The 16,344-nt window shown below is 62.2% G+C and carries 16 protein-coding genes; 10 read left to right on the top strand and 6 right to left on the bottom strand.

Annotation, left to right across the window (positions count from 1 at the left end):
- Positions 1-28 precede the first annotated feature (28 nt).
- Positions 29-898: an NmrA/HSCARG family protein gene (locus tag NLY36_RS02000; protein WP_023735374.1), complete on the bottom strand. Its 870-nt coding sequence runs from the start codon at positions 896-898 to the stop codon at positions 29-31.
- Between the two features lie 103 nt (positions 899-1,001).
- Here NLY36_RS02000 and NLY36_RS01995 point away from each other — a divergent pair, with 103 nt between their 5' ends.
- The 5 genes from NLY36_RS01995 to NLY36_RS01975 all read left to right on the top strand — a co-directional run bounded on the left by NLY36_RS01995 (position 1,002) and on the right by NLY36_RS01975 (position 4,300).
- The gene (locus NLY36_RS01995; protein WP_023681487.1) at positions 1,002-1,892 is read left to right on the top strand and encodes a LysR family transcriptional regulator; all 891 of its coding nucleotides are present in this window, start codon (positions 1,002-1,004) and stop codon (positions 1,890-1,892) included.
- A gap of 148 nt (positions 1,893-2,040) precedes the next feature.
- Positions 2,041-2,409, top strand: a complete 369-nt coding sequence (locus NLY36_RS01990; RefSeq protein ID WP_023667471.1) for a GFA family protein — start codon at positions 2,041-2,043, stop codon at positions 2,407-2,409.
- Positions 2,410-2,559: 150 nt separating this feature from the next.
- Positions 2,560-3,210 carry a YiaD family glycine zipper/OmpA-like lipoprotein gene (locus tag NLY36_RS01985; protein ID WP_023667470.1) on the top strand — a complete coding sequence of 217 codons (651 nt, stop codon included), beginning with the start codon at positions 2,560-2,562 and terminating at the stop codon, positions 3,208-3,210.
- A 236-nt stretch (positions 3,211-3,446) separates the two neighbouring features.
- Entirely contained in the window at positions 3,447-4,055 is a 609-nt protein-coding gene (locus NLY36_RS01980; protein WP_023735375.1) for a hypothetical protein, read from the top strand.
- 89 nt (positions 4,056-4,144) lie between these two features.
- The gene (locus NLY36_RS01975) at positions 4,145-4,300 is read left to right on the top strand and encodes a hypothetical protein (RefSeq protein WP_023735376.1); all 156 of its coding nucleotides are present in this window, start codon (positions 4,145-4,147) and stop codon (positions 4,298-4,300) included.
- On the opposite strand, the gene NLY36_RS01970 is transcribed toward NLY36_RS01975, so the two are convergent.
- Positions 4,285-4,554: a DUF2798 domain-containing protein gene (locus tag NLY36_RS01970; protein WP_023667468.1), complete on the bottom strand. Its 270-nt coding sequence runs from the start codon at positions 4,552-4,554 to the stop codon at positions 4,285-4,287. The genes NLY36_RS01975 and NLY36_RS01970 overlap by 16 nt on opposite strands.
- Before the next feature lie 47 nt (positions 4,555-4,601).
- Entirely contained in the window at positions 4,602-5,486 is an 885-nt protein-coding gene (locus NLY36_RS01965; RefSeq protein WP_023735377.1) for an NmrA/HSCARG family protein, read from the bottom strand.
- 119 nt (positions 5,487-5,605) lie between these two features.
- Between NLY36_RS01965 and NLY36_RS01960 the strand changes: the two genes are divergently transcribed.
- The gene (locus NLY36_RS01960) at positions 5,606-6,064 is read left to right on the top strand and encodes a LysR family transcriptional regulator (RefSeq protein WP_245260195.1); all 459 of its coding nucleotides are present in this window, start codon (positions 5,606-5,608) and stop codon (positions 6,062-6,064) included.
- A complete protein-coding gene (locus NLY36_RS01955; RefSeq protein WP_353620215.1) occupies positions 5,956-6,498 on the top strand; it encodes a substrate binding domain-containing protein in 543 nt (180 codons plus the stop codon). The genes NLY36_RS01960 and NLY36_RS01955 overlap by 109 nt, the downstream gene beginning before the upstream one ends.
- A gap of 162 nt (positions 6,499-6,660) precedes the next feature.
- Here NLY36_RS01955 and NLY36_RS01950 read toward each other — a convergent pair whose 3' ends face one another.
- The 3 genes from NLY36_RS01950 to NLY36_RS01940 all read right to left on the bottom strand — a co-directional run bounded on the left by NLY36_RS01950 (position 6,661) and on the right by NLY36_RS01940 (position 12,651).
- Entirely contained in the window at positions 6,661-8,277 is a 1,617-nt protein-coding gene (locus NLY36_RS01950) for a DEAD/DEAH box helicase (protein ID WP_031198453.1), read from the bottom strand.
- Between the two features lie 192 nt (positions 8,278-8,469).
- Entirely contained in the window at positions 8,470-9,237 is a 768-nt protein-coding gene (locus NLY36_RS01945; protein ID WP_023681482.1) for an NAD kinase, read from the bottom strand.
- 444 nt (positions 9,238-9,681) lie between these two features.
- On the bottom strand, positions 9,682-12,651 hold the full coding sequence (locus tag NLY36_RS01940; RefSeq protein ID WP_031249068.1) for a caspase family protein: 2,970 nt from the start codon (positions 12,649-12,651) through the stop codon (positions 9,682-9,684).
- 284 nt (positions 12,652-12,935) lie between these two features.
- Here NLY36_RS01940 and NLY36_RS01935 point away from each other — a divergent pair, with 284 nt between their 5' ends.
- From NLY36_RS01935 to NLY36_RS01925, 3 genes are all read left to right on the top strand, one after another.
- Positions 12,936-13,970 (top strand): extracellular solute-binding protein, encoded by a 1,035-nt coding sequence (locus NLY36_RS01935; RefSeq protein WP_023695354.1) that lies wholly within the window; start codon positions 12,936-12,938, stop codon positions 13,968-13,970.
- Between the two features lie 101 nt (positions 13,971-14,071).
- Positions 14,072-15,499 (top strand): amidase, encoded by a 1,428-nt coding sequence (locus NLY36_RS01930; RefSeq protein ID WP_023695353.1) that lies wholly within the window; start codon positions 14,072-14,074, stop codon positions 15,497-15,499.
- 69 nt (positions 15,500-15,568) lie between these two features.
- Positions 15,569-16,258 (top strand): TetR/AcrR family transcriptional regulator, encoded by a 690-nt coding sequence (locus NLY36_RS01925; RefSeq protein ID WP_023688400.1) that lies wholly within the window; start codon positions 15,569-15,571, stop codon positions 16,256-16,258.
- Positions 16,259-16,344 lie beyond the last annotated feature (86 nt).

The following is a 16,344-nucleotide window of genomic DNA, read 5'->3' as shown; positions in this document are numbered from 1 at the left end:
GGCCTTGGTGGTGCTGAAGGCGCTTGCGTCAGACGGAAGCAGCGAGTGCCGAGGCGAAGTCGCGATACGGGCGCAGTGGGCGACCCAGAAGTGCAGTCAGGCGCTCGACGTCGCCGGCCTCGGGCAGCATCCCGTCGGTGAAGAAACGCTCGCCCATCAGGCGCATGTCGTAGGCCATCCAGGCGGGCAGGAACTGCTTGAGATTTTGCTCAAAACCCTCCGTATTGTCGCCGCTGTAGCTGATCGGGCGGGCGAGTACGTCTGACCAGATTGCGGCAATATCCGTCCCGGTCAGTGTCTGCGGACCGACGAGGTTGATCCGCTCGACCGCAAGCGGCTCCTTGGACTGTTCGCGACGCAGCAGCTCAAGGGCGGCGATCTCAGCGATATCGCGGGCGTCGATCATGGCGAGACCCTTGGGGCCGATCGGCATTGGGTAGGTGCCGTAGCCGGTGATGACGTCTTCGACCGTCAGATCGTTCTGGATGAAGTAGGCCGGGCGCAAGATCGTAGCTTTGAAGTCCATGTGTTCGATCATTCGCTCGACGCCGAACTTGCCCGCGAAATGCGGCACGTTCACATAGACGTCAGCGTGGATCACCGAGAGATAGACGATCCGCTCGATGCCGGCCGATCGGGCGACGTTCAAGGCGATCAAAGCCTGGGTGAATTCGTCCGGCACCACGGCGTTCAAGAGAAACAGCGTGGAAACGCCAGACATGGCTTTGCGCAGCGAATCGACATCGAGAAAGTCGCCTTGCACGACGGATACGCCTGCCGGAAAACTGGCTTTCGACGGATCGCGCACGAGAGCACGCACATCGGCGCCGCGCTTGGCGAGCTGTTCGACGACTTGGCGGCCGATATTGCCGGTGGCGCCGGTAACGAGAATGGTCATGGAATTTCTCCTGTTGGGTTGCTTGACAGTCCCAATATGTGTGGCTCACAAAGAGCCCAGTAGACGGCAATTTTAGACACGTCGTCTCACTGGTGGGACAGTCATGGATCTTTTAGCCCTTGCCGATTTTAACCTCGTGGCTCGCCATGGCGGCTTCGGCAAAGCGGCAAGGTCCACCGGCCGGCCCAAAGCAACATTGTCCCGGCGCGTTGGCGAATTGGAAAGCAGTCTCGATCTGCGTCTGTTCGAACGGGGTGCGCGTAACCTGAAGCTGACCGAAGAAGGACGGGCGCTCTTCGAGCGGACGGGGGCGTTGCTTGCCGAGCTGGACGAGACGGCATCGGCGATTGCCTCGGGCGGTCAGAGACCCAAGGGCAGATTGCGGATCAGCGCGCCTTTGCATTTTTCGCAGACTGCAATGGGGAGGATCGCTGCGGGATTTGCCCTGAGGTATCCTGAGGTGAGGCTTGAAGTGACCACCGAAGACCGGCATGTCGACATGATCGAGGAAGGCTACGATCTGGTAATCCGGGTCAATCCGGATCCCGATGAAAGCCTGGTCGGACGGGCGTTTCTCCGCGACCGCCTGGTCGTCGTCGCGAGCCCGGACCTTCCTCGCCCGGCCGACGGGCTCGCCGCTCCTGGCGTTGCGCGCGGGACGGGCGAGCGGCAAACATGGCAGGTGAAGACACCAGGTGGCCGGGCAACACTTAGAATCGAGCCGGTCCTCGCCTTGTCGACGCTCATCATGGTCCGGGATGCGGTGCGAGCCGGCATCGGCGCAGGACGGCTTCCCATTTCGTTGGTGGCCCACGACCTGGCTGACGGCACACTGGTGAATTGGGGGGATATCGACGGCCCGGAGATCTCTCTATGGACGCTCTACCCGTCGCGGCGGCTGCTCAGCGCGCGCGTGTCGGCGTTCCTGGATTTTCTGAAACAGGCTTTCCCAAACGGGACGCCGGACGAACTGGCCGCCTATATCGGCAGGTGACGACGATTGGGAGGTGGCGACGGGGCCTGCTTCAGCCAGAGCGCCGCTCGGCTCGATCGACCGGAGCCTGCTGACAGACAGTTGTCAGGAGCCTTCCTTTATGGTGCCTTGCCGCATGGGTGGCGAGCAACGGAGAGGAAAGCTTTTCATGACCATCAAGGCCAGCTGTCATTGCAAGGCGACGACGTTCGAGGTCTCGCAGGCGCCCGAGACGGTAACGCAATGCACCTGCTCGTTCTGCTCCAAGCGCGGTTCGCTGTGGGCTTACTACGTTCCGTCGCAATTCAAGCTCACCAGCTCGCCGGAAAACGTTTCCTTCTATCAATGGGGATCGAAGACCGTCAAACACGGGTTTTGCGCCATTTGCGGCTGCGGCACCTTCACCGAAACGCCGGACTGGTCAACCGGCAAACCGGACTTCGACAATCCCAAGATCTCAGTCAATTCGCGGCTGTTCGACGATTTCGACCTCGATAAGGTCGAGGTGGTCGTCATTGACGGCAAGAACCTCTGGTAGGCCAGCACCAGCCACCGAAGCGGAAGAGTGGCGCGAGCGGGGAAAAGCCGCTTTCGTCGCTCGGTTTTTCGCCGCATTTCATGTTACAAGACCGGAGAAGGGCTTATATGCGCGAGCCGCAAAGGCCGCGCTTTGGAGAGGGACGATTCTATGAAAAAGACTGTGCTCGTCGCCGTTGCGACGGCTGTGCTGGTGAGTGCCTGCACCACGACCGATCCGTACACCGGCGAGCAGAAGGTTTCGAACACCGCAGCCGGCGCCGGCCTTGGCGCCCTGGCGGGTGCGGGCCTCGGCCTGCTTGCCGGCGGCAATGACCGCCGCAACGCGCTGATCGGTGCCGGTATCGGCGCGCTGGCCGGCGGCGCCATCGGCGCGACCATGGACCAGAACGAGGCTGAACTGCGCCGCCAACTCGAAGGCACCGGCGTCAGCGTCACCCGCACCGGCGACCAGATCATCCTCAACATGCCGTCCGACATCACTTTCAACGTCGACCAGGATGCGGTGAAGCCTGGCTTCTACCAGGTGCTGAACTCGGTTGCGCTGGTGCTGAAGAAGTTCAAGCAGACCACGGTGGACGTGTTCGGCCACACCGATTCGACCGGTGGCGACGAACACAATTTCGATCTGTCGCAGCGCCGCGCATTGGCGGTCGCCAACTATCTCTCGGGCCAAGGTGTCGATTCGCGCCGCTTCGCCGTCACCGGTTTCGGCAAGACCCGTCCGATCGCGTCCAATGGAACGGCGGCCGGCCGTGCGCAGAACCGGCGCGTCGAGATCCAGCTTTCGCCGCTGACCTGAATTGTTCGGCATCGAAATGCGAAGGCGGCCCCCGCAAGGGGCCGCTTTCTTTTTGGGCTCCTGTGGTCCGTCAAAAGGTCTAACGCATTAGAGATTTCTAATAATTCCTTTCCGGAGGCCTTGGAAGGGATTAGCATTGGTGCGGTTCCAGAGGGGATGGGGCGATACAAACGGCCGCGCAGTCACTTAGTCGGCCCCGGTCCTGCACGGCCAGATAGGAAATCTGGGAGGAATGCATGACAAGAACAGCTCGTCTTGGGCGTTGCGGCGTCCTCATTTTGACAGGTCTGGTCTCCGCTTGGTGCGCAGCGGCCACGGCTCGATCCGAGGACGCCAACAAAGCCGACATTGAAGCGTTGAAGGAATCGCTCGCCAAATATGAAGACTACACGGTCGCCGTCCGCGACCTTTATCTGTCGACTGTCGGGTGCGTCTATTACAGTGGGGACAGGATCGAGGGCGCAATGGACTATCCGAAGGGCGCTATGGGCATCCATTTCGTCAACGTCCCGAGTGTCGGTCAGAAACTCGATCCGATGCGCCCCAATGTGCTGATCTACGAGCCGACCAAGAAAGGCTTGAAATTGGTTGGCGTGGAATGGCTGGTGCCCCTGACGCCAGACACCAAGGAACCTCCAAAACTATTTGGCCAGACCTTCATGGGACCGATGGAAGGGCACTATCCGCTCATTCCGAGGGAGTTCGTCCACTACGACCTTCATGCCTGGCTGTTCAGAGACAATCCGAACGGCATGTTCAGTCCGACCAACCCGAACGTGAAATGCAGCAAGGCAGAGTTTCCGATGCTGGAAAAACCGACCAAGATGATGCCCGGCCCGATGTGACGGACGGGCCAGGATAGAAGCTTGCCAAGGGTGCAAGCTGGCCGGCTGCATTTGAGAGCGCTCGGGATCAGGCTCGGACGACGATCGGCATGAGGGCCGGCGCGCATGAAGGCTGCCCGCATGATGTCGTCGCGGAAGCCGACAATGGCGCTGCGAGCCGTCAGTCGAAGGTAAAAGCGGCCCGCAAGGGCCGTTTTTTGTTTGGCATGTCGGACCCTGTAATCAAGGCCTACGAGGTCGGCTGATCGACAATTGCCGCAACGATACGGCGCACGATCGGCAAGACCAGCAGCAGACTTGGAAAGCCCACTAGCCATGATGCTCCCCATGCATACGGCCAGGTCGCCACGAAACCGGTTGTCCAGCCCGCATTGATCAGCGTCGCTACCGCGGAAACAATGCACGACATCAGGATGGAAAGAACGAATGGCATCACCAGCGCATTGTAAGAGGCCGGTAGCTTTCTCGATTTCAAAACCTTGTGGGATGACGGTCGCATCACCCATCTCCTTCTCGAAAAGTGAAAGTATGCGCGGCTGAGCGCAGTCAGGCGGCCTGCGCCATTTGCTGGGCCAGGTTCCGAATAAAGCCGCGCAACGAACGCGGTTCGCGGCCCAGGGCGGCGCGCAATGTCAGACTGTTTCCGCCAAGGCCATAGTGGGCATAGTGGGCGTATATTTTGGCCAGCACCTGCATTTGGCGGTCATTGTAGGGAAGGCGTGCCTCGGCCGCCCACTCGCCAAATGTCGGCTCACCAGAAGAGATGGGTCTGCCAAGTTCCTCACTCATCATCGCAACGATGTCTTCCCGGCTGTGCATACCGTCAGCGCACAGATCGAGGGTCGCGTAGGACAATCGCGCTTCGGTTAGGGCGATCGCCGCCACCTCAGCGACATCGCGGTAGTCGACGCGGGCCAGCTTCGCCGTCTTTGGAAACGGTTCCGAGAAAACACCATGTTCAACGACGGACGGCCAGGCCGCTGCGAGGTTCTGCATGAAATTGGCAGGGTGCAGAATCGTATATTCCATCGTCGTCGAGTAGAGAGCAGCCTCGACAGGCACCTTGCTGGCATGGTTCTTCAGTCGCGTATTGGTAGGCTGGATCACCGACGAGAAGACGAACTTTCGAACTCCTGCTCGCGTGGCGGCCTCAACCATGGCAACGCCCATGGCTGCTTCATCGGGAGCAAAAGCCGGCCCAATGTGAAAGACGCCGTCGACGCCCTCGACCGCCCTTTCGAGGCTCTGACGATTTCGCAAATCTCCTGTCGCAACCTCGGATGCCCCTAGCTTCCGGGCCTTTTCGGCATTCGCAGGGTCGCGAACGAGCGCTCGAACATTGGCATTGCGTCGGACAAGTTCAGGCGCCACAAGTCCCGCAACTCGGCCTGTGGCACCAACGACCAGAACAGTTGGATTGGCTACTTGCATGACGATTCCCTTCCATCAAGCCTGTCCTCGCGGGACAACTTGCAGAGAGGTACGACGTCGCAATTGTCGTTACAATTACCCGTTTTTGCGATATATTATGTCGAAGATCGGGAGAATACATGAGCCGGATGGACGATTTCGAGGCTTTCATCGCGATCGTCGAGCATGGAAGTCTGACGACTGCCGCACATCGGCTGAACCGCTCGCTGCAGTCGGTCAGCCGGTCCCTGGCGGCACTGGAGGAATCAGTCGGCGTCGAGCTGATCCACAGGACAACGCGTCGCTCGACACCGAGTGAAGTCGGAGCAGCCTTTTTCAACCGGATCAAACCCGCGGTCGACGAAATAAACGACGCAAGACTTCAGGCGATCAATCAACGATCGGAGCCGGCAGGCGTCCTGCGCATCGGGGCGCCGGTTCTGTTTGGCCCGAACGTCCTGATGCCTGTCATCGCCGAATACATGCGGACATTTCCCCGGTCGAGGTCGATCTTCAACTTTCCGATGGATTTGCCGATCTTGGCGCCGAAGGTCTCGACCTGGCAATACGCATCGGCGATTTGCCGGATTCCAACTTGAAAGCCAAACGTTTGGGGGCGTTGCGGCGCGTTGTGTTCGGCGCGCCTTCCTATTTCGCGCGGTGTGGCCGGCCGGCCCATCCCTTCCAGCTGAGTGAGCACAGTTGCATCATCAGAACCGCTAACGAGTGTCCAGGTGAATGGACGTTTCAGATCGACGGGAAACCCCGGACCGTGAAGGTCGCAGGCGCTTTTCGCTCCAATCTGATGACCTCGGTCTATGCCGCCGCAATCCACGGACTGGGTTTGGGCTTCTCGCCTCTGTGGCAGATAAGACATTTGGTCGACGACGGTCTCGTCGAACTGGTTTTGACGGAATTCGAGCCGGCACCGGTGCCGATCCATGCCTTGTGGCAGGAAGGCCGGTCATCTTCGGCCAAGGTTCGGGCATTTTTGGATTTATTGGCATCCCGCCTGGAACTGAAAAGCCTGTAGCATCGACGGGCTATTTAAGCCTCCAGACCGGAAGCGATCGGGTAGATCGAGCCTGTTTTGCAGTTACCGCGCATGGCGCCGATCCTGGAGCGGGCTCCAGATCTCACATCCCCGTCGCGTCCAGGCAAGCCGCGCGTCCTCGGGACGCCGCGGCTCATGGGATCAGACCTTGGCGACGATCTTCATGAAGGCCGGCATGTCGTCGCCGAAGCCGACGGTGCCGTCATTGTCTTCACCGCGGTTGTTGCCGCGGGCAGGGCGGCTGTTGCCGCTGGCGCGCTGCGGCCTTGTGTCGCCGCGTTCCGGGGCACGGTTCTCGTTGTTGCGATCGGAGACCTTGCGGTCGCTGTTTTCGGAGCGAATCGCTTCCTTGCGCTGATGCCGTTCGCCGATGTCGGCGACCGCGGCCTCGGCTACCACCGGTTGTTCCTCGCGCGCGGCATCTGCCGCTGGCGCGTCGTCGCTGCGCTTGGCATGGCGTTCGCGCGGCTTGCGCTCGCCACCCTCCTTGCGATCATGGGCCTTGCGGTCCTCGTCCTTGCGGCCGGCGCGGCGCGGAGCGCCACGGCCACGGCGGGGCGCTTCGTCCTCGCCGCCTTCGCTGGCGACCACGGTCGACAGGTCGCCGTCATGCCACTCGATCTTGTTGCCGATCAGCCGCTCGATGGCGTCGATGTATTTGGTGTCGGACTTGGTGGCGATGGTGAAGGATTTGCCCGAGCGTCCGGCGCGGCCGGTGCGGCCGATGCGGTGGACATAGTCTTCGGCGTGGATCGGCACGTCGTAGTTGAAGACGTGGCTGACGTCGGGAATGTCGAGGCCGCGCGCGGCGACGTCGGACGCCACGAGATAGCGCAATTTGCCATCGCGGAAATTGGCCAGCATCTGCATGCGGGCGCGCTGGTCCATGTCGCCATGCAGGGCGCCGGCGTCGAAATCATACTTCAGCAGCGAGCGGAACAGCTCCGCGACCTCGACCTTGCGGTTGCAGAAAATGATAGCGTTCTTCAGCTCGGCGTCTTCGGCCTTTATCAGATTGCGAAGCGTCTCGCGCTTGTCCCACGGCTTGGAGCCGGACTTGACCAGGCGCTGGATGATGTTGGTGGCAGCGGATGCCGCCTTGGAAACCTCGACGCGCACCGGCGCATGCAGGAACTTCTCGGTGAGCTTGGTGATCTCCGGCGGCATGGTCGCTGAGAAGAACAGCGTCTGCCTGGTGAACGGGATCATCTCGCAGATGCGCTCGATGTCGGGGATGAAGCCCATGTCCAGCATGCGGTCGGCCTCGTCGATGACGAGGATCTCGACGCCGTTGAGCAACAGCTTGCCGCGCTCGCGGTGATCGAGCAGACGGCCGGGCGTGGCGATCAGCACGTCGGCGCCGCGCTCCAGCTTCTTGTCCTGCTCGTCGAAGGAGACGCCGCCGATCAGCAGCGCGATGTTGAGCTTGTGGTTCTTGCCGTATCTGATGAAATTCTCTTCGACCTGCGCGGCGAGCTCGCGCGTCGGCTCGAGGATCAGCGTGCGCGGCATGCGGGCACGGGCCCTGCCTTTTTCGAGGCGGGTCAGCATCGGCAGCACGAAGGAAGCCGTCTTGCCGGTGCCGGTCTGTGCTATGCCCAGAATATCCTTGCCGAGCAAGGCATGCGGGATGGCGCCAGCCTGGATCGGCGTCGGCACGGTGTAGCCCGCATCGGTGACTGCGGAAAGGACCTTGGGCGACAGGCCGAGGTCTGAAAAGGTCAACGCTTCTAGAGCGGTCGTGGTGTCTGAGGACAAGAGTTGCTGTCTTTGGCTGGTTCGGGGAAGCGCAACGGCATCCGTCGCGGCAAGCACAGCGTGCCTGCAAGATTGGTATTGCGATTAGGCGCAAGCCCGCGATTTGTCAACAGAAACGGGCGGGATTGGCACGATTGTGAAAACGTAAGCTTAATCGCGATGCTTAATTAGGTAGTCACTCTTTGCGCCGGCTCAATAGCGAAACTGCTCGGCGAGAATGCGTTCGTTCCACGAATGGTTGGGATCAAACAGCAGCGTTGCCGTCGCAGTCGGCGATTCGCGGACCGTTACGGAAGCCACCGCCTTGACCTCGGTGTGGTCGGCGGCGGTGTTCACCGGGCGCTTTTCCGACTCCAGAATATCGAAGCGTACGGTCGCCTTGTTTGACAACAAGGCACCCCGCCAACGGCGCGGCCGGAACGGGCTGACCGGGGTCAGCGCGAGCAACGGCGCATCCAGCGGCAGGATCGGCCCGTGCGCCGAAAGATTGTACGCGGTGGAGCCGGCCGGCGTCGCGATCATCACGCCGTCGCAGTTCAGTTCCTCGATGCGGACCTGCTCGTCGACGGTGATGCGGATCTTTGCCGTCTGGTAGGACTGACGCCACAGCGCCACCTCGTTGATGGCGAGTGCCGAAACCGTCTCGCCCTCATGCGTCAACGCCAGCATTTCCAGCGGGCGGATCGTTTCGGCGACGGCGGCCGCGATGCGCTCGGTGAGGCCCCCGACGCGGTACTCGTTCATCAGGAAGCCGATGGTGCCACGGTTCATGCCGTAGACCTTCTTTCCCGTGCTCATCGTGTCGCGCAAGGTCTGCAGCAGGAAGCCGTCGCCACCCAGCGCCACCACCACCTGGGCGTCGTCGAAGGATGCCTGGCCATAGCGGGCCGACAGGCTCTCCATCGCCGCCTTGGCATCGGCAGTGTCGGAGGAGACGAAGGCGAGATTGGCTTTGCTCATGACATTCCGATGGCGGTCGGCCGATGGCGGTCGGCGGCGGTTGCGTGGGGTAGCATGGGCAAGCGCATCTGCAAAGGGAGGCATCGTCCGGGCCAGTTGCGGCCGCGGCGAAACGAAATCGGCGGCTCGCGCTTCATGTCGCCGGAACGGCGAATGTGATGGTTAAGTGCGAGCTTAAGCACTCGTAAAGCCTGATCGATCATGTTAGCCGACAGAGGATGGGTGGCTGGGGGGCTAGCCAGTCGAGACCTGTCTATTGCCGGTGACACGCCTGATTATCGTCTTCCTTGTGATGGGAAGTTTCGCCCTTCTCTTTGCGGAGCTTGTGCGGCAGTCCGAAGACATGAGCTCCAGGCCGATGGCCTCACGCTGCGGCGGCGCCGGCGTGCCATGCCCGCAAAACGCATTGTAGGCGAAGCCAATCCGCCAACGACGATCCGTCGCCTACTGCCCGACAATCCTCAGATTGGCGTTGCCGTAGAATGTGTAGGCGAGATAGGTCGGATCGCCGGTCCGGTAGAATTCTCTGCGGACATCCTGCAGGATCTCGGCCAGATAGACCGGCCCGTCCTTGATCCGCGTGCTGATGCCGCCATAGAAATCGGTCGAGAAGGCCGCTGCCGCGCGGTCGGTCAGTGGCCACATGCCGCCGATGAAGCCGGAAGCGCCGCCCGCCAGCACCGCCGGACCCCAGCCCTGCACGAAGCCGCCGAGCATCTGCGAACGGCCGGTGTCGCAGGCGTTGAAAAAGTAGAACGGATTGCCCTTGCCATGCGCGGCCGCGACCAGCGCGGCCCATGTATCGGGGTCGAGCGACTGGTCGACGAGATCGATGGCAAAGACCGGCCGGCCACTGCTCGGCTGGTTGACCTCGCCATGACCGGAGAAATGAATGAAACCGGTCGAGACTTCACCGACCAGTTTCTCGAAAGAGGTGAAATCGCCATCGAAGCGGCGGTAGCCGTAAAGCTTGCTCAGCGCCGCGATCTCGTCCTGTTGGAAGCGCAGCGAGCGTTTGTCGACATAGGAGGGCGCGACAGCCGCGACGCCGGTGAAGGTCATGCGGTCGAGCGGGTTGTCGACCTGTGAGGCACTGCTGCGCGGAGCCCAGCGCGCCAGCCGGTAGCCCATGCCGAGAAAACCGTCGGCGACGGCGCCGTCGGCGCTGCGCGGGCGGATCAATTCCCAGGGCAGCGTCGGGCTGTTCGAGGTGATCTGGATCGAATGGAGTTCGCCTTTGCCGCGCAGCGACCAGAACACGTCCTTGAACGGTTTCGGCACATAGTCGCGGTAGAGCGCATCGCCAAAACCTTCGGCGGCGAGCGTGACAAAGCGCTTTTGCGCCCCCGTATCGCTGCTTGCGGCAGGCTGCTGCAGCGAAACGGCGCCGCGCAGGCTCAATCCGAGCTGCAGCAGGCGGCGGTATTCGGAGTCCAGCCATGCCGCCATCTCAGGTGGCGTCGAGAACGTATCGGTCACCGGACCGGCCAGATGCGGCGAATGGATGATGATCTGCCCCGAACCCAGCCCGCTCGGATCGTCATAGAGGATGGTCACGTCGAGATCGGGGACGTCATCGCCGGCTGCGCCGCCGAGCGTCACATTGCCAGTTACCGCCGGCTGCGGCGGCGCTGCGGCCAGCATCAGCATGGCAGGTGCTGCGGAGCGTTCGGCTGCGGCGCTCCGAGCGGCTGCCTCGACAGGCGCCGTGCGACGGATGACAACGGACCGCGACGCCGATCCGAGGAACCTCCCGGCGCTGTAGATGCGTGCGATGAACTGGGACGGCTTGCTGTCGTTGGCGGTCGGCCGCGCCTTGACGTCGAAGCGGACGAAGTCGCTGTCGCCCTGGCGGTAGAGCGTCGTTTGCCGGCTCCATTTGCCGCCGTCGGTGAGATCGAAGCCGGAGGCGAACAGATCGATGTCGATCGGCCATTGCTCGGCTCCCGCCGGCATCGCCATGGCCAGGGCGCCATCTTCTGTCGCCGACGAGCCCGGCGCTGCCTTTACCTTCACTTCGGGCGTCAATTGCTCCTCGGTCAGAGCGATCGAAACGGTCACCGTCTCGCCGGCGACAATCTCATCCGGCGCATCGATGGTTGGATGGCGCACCACCTCGACAGCGCCCGTCTCGGGTTGTGGAAGGGCGCCGCCGGAAGGAGGGCTTTGCGCCTGGTCGATGGGCGGCGGCGCTGGTTTCGGTGGCGCCTGCGCCTCCGGCGGACTTTCGGTGCCGGTCGCGGGTGGCGGGGCCGATGTCATGCCGTCCTCAGGGGGGATCCCTGCCTTATCAGGGGGCGGTTCGGTGCCGGTGGCTTCGCCATCCTGCGGATAGGTCCCGCCGAGATTGTTCTGGGCAGCGGCCGCAGCCGCGTCTTCCAGACGTTGCTTGTCCTCTTCGTATCGTTGCCGAGCCTGCTCCTCCTGGCGCTGCTGTTCCTGGCGTTTGTATTCCTCGTAGAGCGCCGCCTCCTTCGCGCTGTCGCCCATCGCGGCATCGGGACTGCCGGAGCCCGGTGCAACGTCCATGGGGTAGGGCTCCTGACCGCTGTCATCGGCGTAGTCGCTGCCGTCAGACTCCCAACCCCCACTCCCGGAGATGTAGCCGCCGCTCGCCATCGCCGGCGGTGCCGGTTCCGGCACAAGCGGCAGCGCCGGTGCCGCGCCGGCCACCTGGTCCGGCGTCAGCACAAAGGCAGCGTCTGCCGAGCGGCCATATGCCATCCATGGCCACTGGGCGCCTGACGTTTTGTCGATAGTGGTTTGCCTGACCAAGGCGAGGATGATGGCTATGTCCGCGCCGCGCTTGACCAGCGCAGCGGTGAGCGCATCGGCAAATACGGTGACGGGGCGGGCTTCGTCCAGTGCAGCGGTTCCGGGTTTGGCCGACAGAGCGACGATGGCGTGGGTGAGGGGATCGACCGCCGCCAGACCCTGCATCACGCCGGAAGTAGGGTTGTGGCCATCGCCGGGATTGTCGAGCAGAACCACCTTCAATGTCGGGGTTGCCTCGAGCGCTTGCATGAACAGATCGAGGGGCAATGCCGTCTGGTCGACCGTTTCCTTTGAATCGATCCGGGTGCCGCGCGTCAGCAAATAGTTCCTGTCATTGGCCTGCGCGGTGTGGCCGACATAGTAGAAGATGCCGACGGAGTCCGGATTGGCCAGGGATTGGGCGAACTCATGCATGGCGCGCGCGACATCGGCGCGGTCGCCATCCGACACCTGCCGGACGGTGAAGCCAAGCGATCGAAGCGTCGCTGCAACGAGTTCGGCACTGAGGTCGGCGTTGGCGATTGTCCGTGAGCCCTCATAGGCCGGATTGGCGACAACCAGCGCTATCCGCTCTTCGCCGCGCGCAGCGGAGAAGAGCGCCATGGTCATCAGCAGCACGACCGCCAGAAAAAGGCGCATGACCGTGATCCAAGCCCTGCAGGCTGCGGCGCTCACGCCACGGCTTGCCCCAATTCATCAATGGCCCAACGTTGACCATATCATGTCGGCTTCGCCGGCGCACTGCCGGTGCCGATGATGCAGTTGTGTCGCTAAAAGATATTGACTGTATGTTTAGTAATTAATACCGTTGCCCGACATACAAGTTGGTCAGCCGGCATTCGCCGGTGAATGATCACCAGGACGAAGGGAACTTAGGGACTCGAGGCGCAATCCCGCCGGTCCCAACAATGGGAGACATAAGCATGCAGTTGAAATCGACCGCGACGGCGCTCGGCCTGTCGCTGCTGGCGATGACCGGCATTGCCCGCGCCGAGGACGAACTCCAAATCTACAATTGGGGCAACTACACCAGCCCGGATCTGATCAAGAAGTTCGAGGAAACCTACAAGGTCAAGGTTACCGTCACCGACTACGACTCCAACGATACGGCTCTGGCCAAGGTCCGCCAGGGCGCTTCCGGCTATGACATCGTCGTTCCATCGGCCAGCGTGATTCCGATCTGGATCAGCGAAGGCCTGCTCTTGGAAACCGATCCCAACACGATGGAGAACTTTAGAAACGTGGATCCGAGATGGGTCGACGTGCCGTTCGACCCCGGCCGCAAATATTCGGTGCCGTGGCAATGGGGCACGACCGGCATCTCGGTCAACAAATCGGTCTATGCGGGCGATCCGAACACCTCGGCGATTTTCCTCGATCCGCCGCCGGAACTCGTGGGTAAGATCAATGTCGTGCCCGAAATGGGAGACATCATGTTCCTCGCCATCGCCTATGAGGGTGGCAAGTACTGCACCGACGACAAGGTGCTTTTGAAGAAGGTGCATGACAAGCTCATCGAGGCGAAAGCGAAATGGCTGTCGCTCGATTACGCTGCCGTCGACGGTCTCGGCAGGGGCGACATTGCCGCCGGCGTCAACTGGAACGGCATATCGCTGCGCGAGCGGCTGGAGAACGACAAGATCGTCTACGGCTATCCCAAGGAGGGCTTTCCAATCTGGATGGACAATGTCGCGGTGCTCAAGGATGCCAAGAACGTCGAGAACGCCAAGCTCTTCCAGAATTTCATCATGGACCCGAAGAATGCAGCGATGATCTCGGCCTTCGCGCACTACGCCAACGGCATCAAGGGCTCCGAGCCCTTCCTGCCGGCCGATATGAAGGGGGCGCCCGAAGTGGATGTTCCGGCCGAATTTGCCGACAAGGGCCAATTCATGCCGGCCTGTCCCGCAGACGTCCAGGCGCTCTACACCAGGATCTGGACCGATCTGCAGAAATAGCGGCCCCGCCAGCCGAAGCTGACCACCAAACATCGGGCCGCGGATCGCGGCCCTGCCATCGCCAATGCCAGATGCCGTAAAGCAGCCGCGGGAGATTTTCGATGTCCGATCTCGACCTTTGCTACATGCCGGCCAGCGAGGCGTTGCGGCTGTTCAAGGCGAAGAAACTGTCGCCTGTGGAACTGATGCAGGCCACCATCCGCCGCGCCGAGGCGACCAAGGCGACGATCAATTGCCTTACCTTCACGCATTTCGACGAGGCGATGGCTCTCGCCGGAAAAGCCGAGGCGAAATACACCAAGGGCGCCAGAACCGGCGCGCTCGAGGGCCTGCCGATCGGCATCAAGGATGAGAGTTACATCAAGGGCAAGCCGACATCGCATGGCTCGCTGCTGTCGAAGGACGCCATTGGCGGCCATACCTCGACCATGAACGAGCGTGTCATGAAGGCCGGCGGCATCGTCCACGCCCGCACCGCGACGCCCGAATTCAGCTGCGCCGGTTATACCTGGTCGAAGCGCTGGGGCGTCACGCGCAACCCCTGGAACCCGGATTTCACGCCAGGCGGTTCGTCGGGCGGTTCGGCGGCAACGCTGGCCTCCGGCACGTCGTCGATCGCAACCGGCTCGGACATAGCGGGCTCAATCCGCATCCCTGCCTCGGCCTGCGGCCTGGTCGGCTTCAAGCCGCCTTACGGCCGCAATCCCGATGAGCCGCCGTTCAATCTCGATTTTTACTGCCACACCGGGCCCTTGGCCCGAAACGTCGGGGATGCGATCCTGCTGCAGAACGTCATGGCCGGGCCGAGCCCGCTCGACATCGCCACGCTGCGCCCGAAACTGCGCCTGCCGCTCGACTACAAGCCGATCAAGGGTTGGAAGATCGCATTCTCCATGGATCTCGGGTCCTTCGAGGTGGATGCGGACGTGCGCAAGAACACGCTCGCTGCCTGCGATGTGTTCCGCTCGCTCGGCGCCACCGTCGAGGAGGTGGACCTCGGCTGGGGCGACGAGGTGCTCAAGGCCGGCATGGCCTATCTCGAACATCTCTTCGGCGCCTCGCTGTCGCCGCTGCTCGCCAAGAACGGCAAGGACATGACCAGCTATGCCAGGCAGTTCGCGCAGGACGGGCAGAAGTCGAAGGCGACGGATTTTGTCGCGACGCTCGATGTGGCGGCCAGGATGTACCTGACGCTGGGGCCTTTGCTGGAAAAATACGACGTGCTGATCTGCCCGACCAATGCGCTTCCCGCAGTGCCGGCGGAATTCGATCAGACCAAAGGCAAGGTCGAGATCAATGGACGAGAGGTGAACCCGTCGCTGGGCTGGGTGATGACGACGCCGTTCAACATGCTGAGCCGCTGCCCGGTTCTGTCGATCCCGTCGGGCCGCGCCGCCAACGGCGTGCCGACAGGCATCCAGATTGTCGGCCGCACCTATAGCGACGCTGACGTGTTCCGGGCGGGTATGGCCTATGAGACGGCTCGTGGTCAGTGGTACACGAATGCCGGGACACGCCCGGCGCTGTGAGTCCGCAGGGCGCCGGCATGCCAAGGCAGCGGCGGGATGTTTCGGCCGCCGGGGAAAGGCCTGACGACAATGGCGCAACGCATAGCCACTCCGGATGCGGGAAAAAGCAAGGCGGCCAAGGGTGCGGCGAACGACGCCGCGCCCAAGGACCGCCGGCGCGAGCGCGGCGAAGCGAGCGTCCAGCGCATCATCGACGCCACCATCGAGCTCATCGCGGAGGAGGGGCTGGCCAGCGTCACCATGCAGCGCATTGCCGAGCATGTCGGCTCGTCCAACGCACTGGTGGTCTTTCATTTTCGCAGCAAGGAGAACCTGTTCCGGGCCGTCCTGCAATATCTCAGCGACCAATATGACGCGCTGTGGCTGACGCTGGTGCGGGCGCCCGGCCTGTCGCCGGTCGAGCGGGTGTTGGGCGCGGTCGATTGCGCGCAGCGCTTTGCCCGGCAGCATCCGAAATGGGTCTCGGTCTTCGTCGTGTTTTCCAGCGACCGCAAGAGCATGCAGATCTACAATGAAATCGGCCTGCCGAGCGATCTCGCCTACACGGCCGAAGCGCGCGAGCTGCTGATCGAGATTTCACGCAGCGGCGGTTACACCGGCGTCGACATAGACACGCTGTCGGAGAGCCTGAACTATCTGGTGCATGGCGCCTGGTATTGGGACCATCTCAACCCGTCCAGCCGCGACACCGACGTGCTGCGCAAGACCATGCTGCTCCTGCTGCACCAGGCCTTTCCGCGGCATTTTGACTTGGGGTGAGATGCGGCCATTGCGAGCGACGAAAGCGTCCTCTGCAAACCTAAACCCGAAAATCTCTACGATGCCTTGATCTCTGTAAAAACGCT

Source organism: Mesorhizobium sp. C399B (assembly GCF_030323185.1).
GTDB lineage: Bacteria > Pseudomonadota > Alphaproteobacteria > Rhizobiales > Rhizobiaceae > Mesorhizobium.
The sequence above is the reverse complement of the archived record's forward strand: the minus strand, read 5'-3'. Positions and strand labels throughout refer to the sequence as shown.